General features: G+C 60.8%; 9 protein-coding genes and 1 pseudogene. 7 read left to right on the top strand and 3 right to left on the bottom strand.

What is annotated here, in order from left to right; genetic code table 11:
• The 3 genes from HYH07_RS33980 to HYH07_RS33970 all read right to left on the bottom strand — a co-directional run.
• The coding region (locus HYH07_RS33980; protein ID WP_220006552.1) for an AMP-binding protein at positions 1-370 on the bottom strand (370 nt) is incomplete at its 3' end.
• Between the two features lie 24 nt (positions 371-394).
• A complete protein-coding gene (locus HYH07_RS33975) occupies positions 395-2,284 on the bottom strand; it encodes a TRAP transporter large permease subunit (protein ID WP_220006551.1) in 1,890 nt (629 codons plus the stop codon).
• A 15-nt stretch (positions 2,285-2,299) separates the two neighbouring features.
• Positions 2,300-3,331, bottom strand: a complete 1,032-nt coding sequence (locus HYH07_RS33970) for a TRAP transporter substrate-binding protein (RefSeq protein WP_220006550.1) — start codon at positions 3,329-3,331, stop codon at positions 2,300-2,302.
• 401 nt (positions 3,332-3,732) lie between these two features.
• Here HYH07_RS33970 and HYH07_RS33965 point away from each other — a divergent pair, with 401 nt between their 5' ends.
• The 7 genes and pseudogenes from HYH07_RS33965 (at position 3,733) to HYH07_RS33935 (ending at position 10,533) form a co-directional block, all read left to right on the top strand.
• On the top strand, positions 3,733-5,028 hold the full coding sequence (locus tag HYH07_RS33965; RefSeq protein WP_220006549.1) for an ISNCY family transposase: 1,296 nt from the start codon (positions 3,733-3,735) through the stop codon (positions 5,026-5,028).
• 277 nt (positions 5,029-5,305) lie between these two features.
• Positions 5,306-5,482 (top strand): annotated as a pseudogene (locus HYH07_RS33960) (ISNCY family transposase); the annotation flags it as partial.
• 161 nt (positions 5,483-5,643) lie between these two features.
• The gene (locus HYH07_RS33955) at positions 5,644-6,792 is read left to right on the top strand and encodes a homocitrate synthase (protein ID WP_220006548.1); all 1,149 of its coding nucleotides are present in this window, start codon (positions 5,644-5,646) and stop codon (positions 6,790-6,792) included.
• The gene (locus HYH07_RS33950; RefSeq protein WP_220006547.1) at positions 6,789-8,024 is read left to right on the top strand and encodes an aconitase/3-isopropylmalate dehydratase large subunit family protein; all 1,236 of its coding nucleotides are present in this window, start codon (positions 6,789-6,791) and stop codon (positions 8,022-8,024) included. The genes HYH07_RS33955 and HYH07_RS33950 overlap by 4 nt, the downstream gene beginning before the upstream one ends.
• A complete protein-coding gene (locus HYH07_RS33945; RefSeq protein WP_220006546.1) occupies positions 8,021-8,545 on the top strand; it encodes a hypothetical protein in 525 nt (174 codons plus the stop codon). Before HYH07_RS33950 ends, HYH07_RS33945 begins: the two co-directional genes overlap by 4 nt.
• Complete coding sequence (locus HYH07_RS33940) at positions 8,542-9,474, top strand: isocitrate lyase/phosphoenolpyruvate mutase family protein (protein ID WP_220006545.1); 933 nt, start codon at positions 8,542-8,544, stop codon at positions 9,472-9,474. Before HYH07_RS33945 ends, HYH07_RS33940 begins: the two co-directional genes overlap by 4 nt.
• Before the next feature lie 9 nt (positions 9,475-9,483).
• Positions 9,484-10,533, top strand: coding sequence for an isocitrate/isopropylmalate dehydrogenase family protein (locus tag HYH07_RS33935; RefSeq protein WP_220006544.1), 1,050 nt, complete (start codon positions 9,484-9,486; stop codon positions 10,531-10,533).
• Positions 10,534-10,599: the final 66 nt, after the last annotated feature.

Raw genomic sequence — 10,599 nt, 5'->3', positions numbered from 1 at the left:
AGATGATCTTGGCGCCGCCATGGTCGAGCTGGAAGGCGATCGAGGGCGCATCGAGGCGGACGTTGAGCGCGTTGAGCACCGCGCCAGTCATGGGCACCGCGAAATGCGCCTCGTTCATTGCCGGAATGTTCGGCAGCATCGCAGCGACGGTGTCGCCGACGCCGATGCCTTTGCTGGTAAGATAGGAGGCAAAGCGCTTGCAGCGCTCATGCGTCTGGCGCCACGTGAAGCTGCGGCCCTCATAGACCGTGCTGATGTGATCGGGATAGACGGCGGCGCTGCGCGCCAGGAAGCTCAGCGGCGACAGCGGCACATAATTGGCGGGGGTCTTGTCGAGGCCGATATTGTACTGGTTCTGCCGCTCACTCATCGACACCCTCCTTGACGCCGTGCGTTACAGGAATCCGATCGAGATCCAGGGGAAAACTGCGACGACGATCAATCCCACCAGCAGCGCCAGCAGATAACCCCAGATCGGCCTGATGCCCTCGGCAGGCTCAACGCGTCCGATGGCACAGGCGGCATAATAACCGACGCCGAACGGCGGCGCGAATAGCCCGATACCCATCGCAAGAATGATGATCATGGCGTAGTGCACCTCGTGGACATCAACGGCGCGGGCGATCGGAAACAGCAGCGGCCCGAACAGCACGATCGCCGGGATGCCCTCCAGCACGCTGCCGAGAATGGTGAAGGCCAGGATCGATACGGCGATGAAGCTCGCAGCTCCCCCTGGCAGTCCGGTCATGGCGGAGGCCAGCGAGCGCGAGAAGCCTGATTGCGTCAGGCCCCAGGCCATGCCGGTGGCCGTGCCGATGATCAGCAGGATCGCACCCGACAGCGCTGCCGTCTCGACCAGCATCGGAAACAGCCGCTGCCAGTCGAAGCGGCGGTAGATGACGAGACCGACAAGGGCGCCATAGACGATGCCGATGGTCGAGACCTCCGTGGCTGTCGCAATGCCTTCGACGACGGCGTAGCGAATCACGAAGGGCAGCGCGAGCGCAGGCAGGGCGATGACGAAGGTCTTGCCGATCTCGGACGCGGTTGCGCGGCGGACATGGCTCATGTCCTCATGGCGGTAGCGCCACCACACCAGCATGCAAAGGGTGATCGCGAGCACGACGCCTGGCAGGAGGCCGCCGGTGAAGAGGGCGGCGATCGAGACGCCGGTGACCGAGCCGATCGTGATCAGCACCAGGCTCGGCGGAATGGTTTCGGTCTGGGCGCCGGTCGCCGCGAGCAGTGCGACGAGATCGCCGGGCTTGGCGCCACGCAGCTTCATCTCCGGGAACAGCACGGGCGCGACCGCAGCCATGTCGGCGGCCTTGGCGCCTGATATGCCGGAGACCAGGTACATGGCGCCGACCAGCACATAGTGCAGGCCGCCGCGGACATGGCCGAGCAGGCTCGCCAGGAACGCCACCATGGCCCGGGCCATGCCGGTCATCTCGATCAGGAGTCCCAGGAACACGAACAGCGGCACGGACAGCAGGATGAGATGGCTCATGCCTTCGTCCATCCGTCCGACCAGCACCATGACCGGCGTGTGCGTGGTCAGCGCCAGATAGCCGAAGATGGCTAGGCCAAAGCCGAACGCAATGGGAACGCCGGCAAAGACGCAGAAGCCGGCGACGCCGACGAAGAAGATGACGAGGTTGAGATTGCCGAGCGGCCGCAGGTAGGGCTGTGCCAGCCAGAACAGCCCGACCACGAGCGCGACCGACATTGCGGCCGTCAGCACCTTCAGGTAGTCGGCCGCACGCAAAAGACGCAGCAACGCGAATGCCGCCATCAGGCAGAGCCCGACCGGCAGCGCGACGGCGCGCCACATGTTCGAAATCTGCAGCGCTGGCGTCGTAATGAAGCTCTCTTCGTAGGCGTAGTCGTAGGCCGGCCAGACGATCATCGCCAGGAACGCCAGCGCGGCAGAGACCGCCACCAGATCGAGCCAGGCCCGCATCGCAGGCGTGGCGCTGGCGACGATCGCGGTCATGCGCATATGCTCGGAGCGACGGAACGCCACTGCCGCGCCCAGCATGGCCAGCCACAGGAACAGGATCGAGGCAAGCTCGTCCGACCAGATCAGCGGCCGGTGCAAGCCGTAGCGCGCGACCACGCCGGCGAACAGGATCACGATCTCGGCGACGACCAGGGTCGCCGCGGGGATCTCGACGGCGAAGCCGAGGATGCGCTCCAGCGAAGCCAGCAACTGAGATCGGCGAGGGGGCTCACCAGCCACCTCGCCCACCATTTCGCTCACCTGAACCTCGACCTGAGCCATGACGGCCCCAATGCGTTACGACAGCTTGCCGACGGCCTTTTCCAGCAGCTCCCAGGCCTGCTCGCCATATTTGCCCTTCCATTCGGCATAGAAGCCGGCGGAGCGCAGCTTGTCGCGGAATGGCGCGACCGCGGGCTGGTTGAAGGCCAGGCCCTTGCCCGCCAGTTCCTGCTGGAGATTGGCGTTCAGCTTGGCGGTGTCTTCGCGCTCCTTGAGGGCGGCGGCATTGATATTCTTGGCGACGATGGTCTTGATGTCGTCAGGCAGCGCGGCCCAGGCTCTGCGGTTGGCCAGGAACCAGAATCCGTCCCACATGTGGTTGGTCAGCGAGCAGTATTTCTGCACCTCGTAGAGCTTGGCCGTCGAGATGATCGCCAGCGGGTTCTCCTGGCCCTCGACGATCTTGGTCTGGAGTGCGGAATAGACCTCGGCGAAATTGATCGAGGCGGGCGCGGCGTCGAAGGCCTTGAACATCGAGGTCCACAGCGGCGACACCGGGACGCGGATCTTGAACCCCTTGAAGTCATCGGGTCCGGTGATCGGCTTGGTCGACGACGTGGTCTGGCGGAAGCCGTTGTCCCAGATCTTGTCCATGACCTCGAGGCCGGCCTTCTTGATCTCGCCGCGGACAAAGGCGCCGAGCTCGCCATCCATGGCCTTCCAGACCGTGTCGTAGTCCGGGAATGCGAAGCCGATGCCATTGATGGACGCGGCCGGCACCAGGGTCGACAGGATCAGGCCCGACAGGGTGAAGAACTCGACGCCGCCGGAGCGGATCTGGCTCAGCATGTCGGTGTCGGAGCCGAGCTGGTTGTTCGGAAATATCTGGAGGTCGAACTTGCCGCCAGTCTCGCTCTTGATCGCAGCGGCCATCTCCTTGGCGCGGACGTTCAGCGGGTGCGAGTCAGGCAGGTTGTTGGCGTATTTGTAGGAGAACTCGGCGGCCTGGGCACGGGCCACATAGGGCGCGCTGACCCCGCCAAAAACGGCGGTCGCGGCGGTGGCCTTGAGAAGCGTGCGGCGGGAAAAACGCGTTGAAAGGACCATGGGTCTGCTTCCTCGGAAGTTTGTTCTTGTTGTGAGACGCAAAGCTATACGGACGTCTGGTCGGCAGTCATCTGCGATCTCGCGGAGCTCGCTTATTGCAGCCGGACAAGGTCGCGGCAATATCGGCTTTCGATGTGGGTCAGCGGCGATCCAAAACGCGAAAACAACCCCATGCACAGTAGCCGTCAAGCGTGGAGAGCCGAGGCCGAAATTGACGCTGGAGCGAAGGCGGCGTGGCAGCAATTCGGCCTAAATATCTGATCTCATTCGATATAAACATATTCCATAATATACCTTATGCGAATTACGGATGTAGACGCTCATTAGAAAGGTCACCATCCTCCCCATTAGAGATGTCACGCTCGGACTTGTCTAAGGCATGGGGCCTGGGGTTGTGAGTGATGACGGTGCTGTCGAGGAGCCGGGCTGAGATCGACCGGGTGCATGTGTTGCGGGATGTTGTGGCGGAACGGATTACAGTGCGAGAGGCCGCGCAACTGCTTCGGGTAACATCGCGGCAGGCATTCCGGCTGCTGAAGGCCTATCGGATCGGAGGCCCCGCGGCAGTGCTGTCAAATAAGCGCGGCAAGCCGAGCAACCGAGCCTATCCGGCGATCGTGCGGAGCGAGGCACTGGCGCTGATCAAGACTCACTACGTGGATTTTGGTCCGACGCTTGCTGCAGAGAAGCTGGCGGAGCGGCATGGTTTGCGTTTCGGCGTTGAGACGGTGCGGCGCTGGATGCTGGTGGACGGGATTTGGAAGGACCGCCGGCAGCGGTTGAAGCCGGTGCACCAGCCGCGGCATCGCCGCGATTGCGTTGGCGAGTTGGTCCAGATTGACGGCTCCGAACACTGGTGGTTTGAGAACCGCGGCCCGCAATGCACCCTGCTCGTCTTCATCGACGACGCCACCAGCCGATTGATGCATCTGCAATTTGTCGAGACGGAATCGACCTTTGACTACTTCACGGCGACGGCCGCCTATCTAACTCGCTACGGCAAGCCCATTGCGTTCTACTCAGACAAGCACGCAACGTTCCGGGTCAACAAGGTCGGCGCCACCGGCGGCGACGGGATGACGCAGTTCGGCCGCGCGCTGCACGAGCTCAACATCGATATCATCTGTGCCAATGTCCCACAGGCCAAGGGGCGCGTGGAACGAGCCAACGGCACACTGCAGGACCGCTTGGTCAAGGAGATGCGGCTGGCCGGAATCTCGACCATCGAGGCCGGCAACGCGTTCCTGCCGGCATTCATGGCGGACTATAATCGCCGTTTTGCCAAGGAGCCGTTCAACGACAAGGATCTACACCGGCCCTTGGCTGCGCACGACAACATCGGCGATGCCTTTGCGTGGAAGGAAGAGCGCACGGTCTCCAACAGTCTGTCGCTGCAGTACGACAAGGTGCTGTTCCTGCTCGAGCCGAACGAGCTGACCCGTCCCCTCGCCCGGCAGCGCGTCACGGTGTTCGACTATCCGGACGGGCGTTTTGCGATCAAGCACCAGGGGCGCGAGCTGCCGTACCGCACCTTCGACAAGCTACAGCAGGTCGACCAGGCCGCGATTGTCGAGAACAAGCGGCTGGGGCCAGTTCTGGCGTACATCGCCGAGCAACAACAGCTGCGCGATGAAGGACGCAGCAAGAAAGCACCGCGCCGCCGCGGTCAGGGCAAGAATCTATTCCGGGTCGGCTGACGGCCTCTCGTGGCCAGCCCTGGTGCTCGTGCCACCGTGCTCGGAGCCGTCAAGGACGGCCCTTTGGGCCGCCGCCTCCGGCGGTCTTCGATCCTTGACCGCTCCTGCGCGCGGCGGCGCGCCGGGAGGCGTCGGGACGAAGGGCGTCCCGACCATCGACCGCGCCTCCGGCGGGCCGAACAAAGGGCGATCAGGCGAGCCGGCTGTCCTCTCCCACTGACATTTCTAATGAGCGGAACCTGCGACTTGTCTATCGGGCGCCGACAACAGATGTAAGCGCAAGCGCCGCCTGCCCTCCGTACATCAGCCACGACATCGGCGCGAGCGGACTGCCGAACTGATTCAGATCGATGGCTCGCGACATTAGAACCGCGGCCCCGAATGTTCGCTGATTGCCTACATTGATGAAGCGACCACTCGGATCATGCACCCTGCGTTCGTGCCGTCGAAATCGACGCTGCGCGCTTAAATTGCTGTTCACTCGTCCATAGGTTGAGTTGAATCAACGTTCTAGCCTTTCTGGAACATAGCAAGTGCGGAATCATCGTTTGCTAGCAAAACTCCGCCGCCTATCGTTTGCGACAGTTTTATGACGAACACAGGGAGGCGAATACTATGATCAGGCATGATGTCATTCTCGAAGACACCACGTTGCGCGATGGCGAGCAGGCTCCCGGCGTGGCCTTCTCCAAGGAAACGAAACTCAAAATTCTAGACAAGCTCATCCAGGCCGGCGTTGGATGGGTCGAGCCGGGGATCCCGGCCATGGGCGGCGAGGAACTTGCCACCCTTCACGCCATGCTTGAGCGCAAGGACGAGGTCCGCCTGATCGGCTGGAACCGCGGCATCATGGAAGATGTGGCCGCGACCATCGACATGGGTTTCGAGGCCGTTCACATCGGTCTACCGACTTCGACCATCCACCTCAAGGGCAGCGTCGGCAAGGATCGTCCCTGGCTGCTTCAGCGAGCAGCAGAAATTATCAAGTACTGCAAAGATCGGAACGTGTTCGTCTCGATCAGCGCGGAGGATGTCGGCAGAACCGAGATCTCTTTCCTCCAGGACTATGCCGGCGCGGTCGCCGAAGCTGGAGCCGATCGGCTTCGCCTTTCCGATACCGTCGGCATCCTTTCGCCAGAAGAGTACGGTCGGCGTGTCGAGGCGGTCGGGCGCGTGACGTCCATCGATACCCAATGCCACTGCCATAATGATTTCGGGTTGGCGGTCGCCAACACGCTGGCTGGCCTCAATGCGGGCGCACGTTATTTCCATGTCTGTGTGAACGCGATGGGCGAACGGGCAGGAATGCCCGATCTCGCGCAGATGGCGTTGGCGCTCAAGCACCTCTACGGGCGCGATGTCGGCATTAATACCAAACATCTCAAGGAGCTTGCAGAGATGGTCGCTGCTGCGAGCCACCAGCCCCTGCCCGCTTGGCAACCAGTCGTCGGCGACAACGTGTTCGCGCATGAGTCCGGAATCCACGTCAACGGCATGCTGAAGGACACCAGCACATTCGAGCCATTTACCCCCGAGGAAGTGGGTAACGTCCGTCGCTACGTGATCGGAAAGCATTCAGGTCGCGCAACATTGCGCAGCGTTCTGGAAAACAGCGGTATTCCCGTTGACGAGAATAAGCTCGCGACCTGCCTCAGCGAAGTGCGCGAGCTCGCTATTCGTCAAGGATCGGCCCTCACCCCCGATCAGTTTTGCGACCTTTACACAGGTCATGACCGGCGTGTTTCGGTGGAGGCAGCCGAATGAGCACCCCGACGCTCGTTGCGAAAATCATTGCTGGTCACGCTAAGCGTGACCAGGTGGCCGCCGGCGAACTTGTGACGGCGAGCGTAGATCGAGTCTACCTTCAAGATGGAAATTCCCCGACAATCGCCGGATTATTTGCCAAGCACGGCTTTACCGACGTCTTCGATCGGGAGCGTGTGGGCATTTTCTTTGACCATTCGGTGATCGCGCCCGACAAGCATATTGCGGCGCGGCTGCGCGAAGCAGAGCGCCTTGCCAAGCGGCTGGGTGTTCAGGTTTTTCGCGCGGGAGAAGGCATTAGCCATGTCGTTGCGCTCGAGGAGGGTTGGTACGAACCCGGCACGATCGTTATCGGCTCCGATTCCCACACCTGCACCGGTGGTGCTACTCAGTGTCTATCGCTGGGCATGGGAGCCTCCGATTGCGCTGCGGCAATGGTGACGGGGGAGACTTGGCTCAGAGTTCCCGAAACTGTTTGGATAAATGTCCTCGGCCGCCCTGGAGCAGCCGCACGCGCGCGAGACGTGGCTCTTTTTGCATTGGCGAAAAACAGCCAATTGCCTTTCCTCTACAAGTCCGTCGAGTGGACAGGAGGCTGGTTCGACGATCTCGGCCTCGATTCCTGTGCCAGCGTTGCAAATCTGGGCGTGGAGATGGGGGCCAAGTGCACCTTTCTTCCTCCTGGCCCTGGGCGGCCTGAGAACATGCAGGCCATCAACCTTCCGGACCCAGATGATCCGCGCGTCATCAGTCTCAATATCGATGGCCTACCACCTATGATTTCGAAGCCTCATTCTCCGGGCAACGCAGTGCCCATCAGTGAATGCGAAGGGCTCGAAATCAATTATGTCTTCATCGGGACCTGCACCAACGGGCGACTTGAAGACATCGCGGAAGCGGCTGCAGTACTCAGCGAAGCCAAGGTGCGTTCCGGTGTCCACTGTCTGGTCACGCCCGGCTCGCAGCGGGTGTACCTCGAGGCGATGGAGCGGGGCTACATCTCAAAGCTCGTGAAAGCGGGTGCAATTATCTCCCCGCCTGGATGTAGCGCTTGTCTTGGAACACAAGGCAGTATTCCGGCATCCGGTGATCGCGTCCTTTCCACAATGAACCGCAATTTCTTGGGGCGCATGGGTAATCCCGAGGCAGAAATCTATCTCGCCTCCCCGCTCGTCGCTGCGCATACAGCAATTCGTGGCGAAGTGCCAAAGCTCACGGAGTTGACAATATGACCACGCTTGGCCCCTTACGCGTCCGCAAAATCGCCCGTGTGATTTCGACTGACGACATTATTCCGGGTCGCTACAAGCACATGTATACCGACACGTCCGAGCTGGCAAAGCATGTGTTTGAAAACATCTTCCCTGGCCTTGCCGAGACGTTTCGGCCGGGGGACGTTATTTGCAGCACCGCAACATTTGGGATCGGAAGCTCCCGCGAGCAGGCTGCCAGCTCTCTTCTGGCGGCTGGCGTTCAAGCAGTCATCGCCCCCAGCTTCGGCCGCATCTTCTTCCGGAACGCATGGAATCTGGGTCTCATCGCTGTCGAGGTCGTAACCCTTGATGCTGGAGAGGGCGACACTCTGTGCATTGATGTCGATACCGGCCGGATCGAAGGTCCGGGCCGCCCAGCTGCATTTTCGCCGCCACCCGTGAGGATGCTGGAGATGGTCAATGCGGGGGGTCTTCTACCGTTAGTGGCTTCACGTCTGGCCGAGCAAGGCCGCATTCGTGTTAGAGGTTTAGTTCAATGACGATGGCGAACAGAATTCTGCCCGAGAAGAGGCGGGCTAAACTAAAGGAATTACTTTCGGAACGGCGGCTAGTGCGAGCTATCGAAGCCCATAGCGGTCTCTCGGCCCTGATCTCGAGCGAGGCAGCGGGCAACGGGCATGACAGCCGTCATTTTGACGCTCTTTGGGTCTCAAGTCTCACAAGTTCTGCCGCCCGGGGACTTCCGGACATGGAGCTGTACGCGCTTGAGCGGCGGTTGGAGCTTATCGATGAAATCCTTGGCGCCAGTGACAAACCGCTAATTGTAGACGGCGACACCGGCGGCGATGCCAACGCTTTCGAATATCTTTGCGCCCGCCTGGAAAGTGCCGGCGTAAGCGCCGTGGTGGTCGAAGACAAGCAGCATCCCAAGCGCAACAGCCTGTCACTTACCTCATCCCACGTCCTTGAAGAGCCTGAAACGTTCGGGCGAAAGCTCTACCGCGGCCGCAAGGTTCTCTTGTCGCCCGATTTCCGAGTTTTTGCCCGGCTGGAGAGCTTAATTGCCGGGGAGACGGTGGAGGACGCGTTACTTCGAGCGCGGATCTACGTGGATCATGGAGCCCATGGTGTCATGATCCACTCCAAAGAACGGGAGCCCACAAGCGTCCTCCGATTCCTGGATCGCTTCAGGGAGCAAGGGTTCACGCAGCCGGTGATTTGCGTGCCGACGACTTACAACAACGTTCGGGCCGAAGAGCTGCACGCTCGCGGGGCCAATATCGTTATCCACGCGAACCACCTTCTCCGAGCAGCGCATTTTGCGATGCGGCAGGTCTGTAGGTCTCTTCTGGAAAACGACCGCTCAATGGAAGCCGACAACATGATCACTCCGGTTTCGGAAATCTTCCGAGAGGTGGGTTATGACGCGGCGCTCGCCCGAGATGCAGCAAGGGACAGCGTTAGCTGATGGGCAAGCATGGACATTCTGATCTTGGAAGGGGATGGCATCGGGCCTGAAATAGCCGCCTCGTGCGCGAGCATCCTCACGCATTTGAACGCAGAACGCAATCTTGGGCTCACCTTGGAGAGAAGATCGGTCGGTCTTGCGACGTTGCCGATCGAGGGGACCACTCTGCCCTCCTCCGTCCGGCGAGCAGCCGAGCAAGCCGATGGTATTGTTCTGGCTCCCCTTTCGACGTTCAGCTATCCACCCGCTGCTGAAGGGGGGATCAATGCATCGGCCGAGTTTCGAAATGGATTGAATCTGTTCGCAAATTTTCGGCCTTGCCGGCGGCGTCGGGCGAATGCCGGAGCTGATATCGATCTCATTATGGTGAGAGAGAATACCGAGGGTTTTTACGCGTGCAGGACGATGCACGCGGGATCGGGGGAGTTTATGCCCGATCCGGAAACGGCGTTCGCGCTCCGCAAGATCACATCTGGAGCAAGTCGCGCCATCGCCCGTGAGGCCCTGCTGCTAGCATCCACGCGTCGCAATAAACTCACAGTCGTTCATAAGGCGAATGTTCTAAAACTGTCCGATGGACTGTTTCTCGAAACCGTCCGCTCAGCCGCTACCGAGTTCCCATCGGTCGAAATTGAAGAGCAACTCGTCGATGCAACGGCGGCGCTACTCGTGCGGGAGCCGGCGAAGTTCGATGTCGTTCTCACGACAAACATGTTTGGAGATATTCTGTCCAACGAGGCGGCTGAGATAGCGGGAGGGTTAGGTATGGCGCCCTCGCTCAATGCTGGTGCCGATCGAGCAATGGCACAAGCTGCACACGGTTCAGCACCGGATATCGCGGGCCAGAATCGCGCGAACCCGGCGGGCCTCATTCTTTCAAACGCAATGTTGCTGAATTGGCTAGGCCAGCGAGCCAGGCGATCCGATCTGGTTGAAGCCGCGAACGCGATCGAGTTGGCAATCGACACAGCGCTTAGTGATCCCGCGCGTTGCACCCCCGATCAGGGCGGTTCCGCGACCACAGTTCAATTCACAGAAACAATCATTCGGACGCTCTAGGTGGGATTTAGCATGAGACGGAAAGTTACCTGCCATGCGCTGCTGATGTGCACTGTCCTTGCTAAC

This window comes from Bradyrhizobium sp. BR 10261 (genome assembly GCF_019455395.1).
Taxonomy (GTDB): domain Bacteria; phylum Pseudomonadota; class Alphaproteobacteria; order Rhizobiales; family Xanthobacteraceae; genus Bradyrhizobium; species Bradyrhizobium manausense.
The sequence above is the reverse complement of the archived record's forward strand: the minus strand, read 5'-3'. Positions and strand labels throughout refer to the sequence as shown.

Bases quoted from the DNA above. Each gene is read 5' to 3' on its own strand.
- HYH07_RS33940 (WP_220006545.1), top strand. From the start codon at position 8,542: ATGACGATGGCGAACAGAATTCTGCCCGAGAAGAGGCGGGCTAAACTA.
- HYH07_RS33955 (WP_220006548.1), top strand. From the start codon at position 5,644: ATGATCAGGCATGATGTCATTCTCGAAGACACCACGTTGCGCGATGGC.
- HYH07_RS33965 (WP_220006549.1), top strand. From the start codon at position 3,733: ATGACGGTGCTGTCGAGGAGCCGGGCTGAGATCGACCGGGTGCATGTG.
- HYH07_RS33970 (WP_220006550.1), bottom strand. From the start codon at position 3,331: ATGGTCCTTTCAACGCGTTTTTCCCGCCGCACGCTTCTCAAGGCCACC.
- HYH07_RS33935 (WP_220006544.1), top strand. From the start codon at position 9,484: ATGGACATTCTGATCTTGGAAGGGGATGGCATCGGGCCTGAAATAGCC.
- HYH07_RS33975 (WP_220006551.1), bottom strand. From the start codon at position 2,284: ATGGCTCAGGTCGAGGTTCAGGTGAGCGAAATGGTGGGCGAGGTGGCT.
- HYH07_RS33950 (WP_220006547.1), top strand. From the start codon at position 6,789: ATGAGCACCCCGACGCTCGTTGCGAAAATCATTGCTGGTCACGCTAAG.
- HYH07_RS33945 (WP_220006546.1), top strand. From the start codon at position 8,021: ATGACCACGCTTGGCCCCTTACGCGTCCGCAAAATCGCCCGTGTGATT.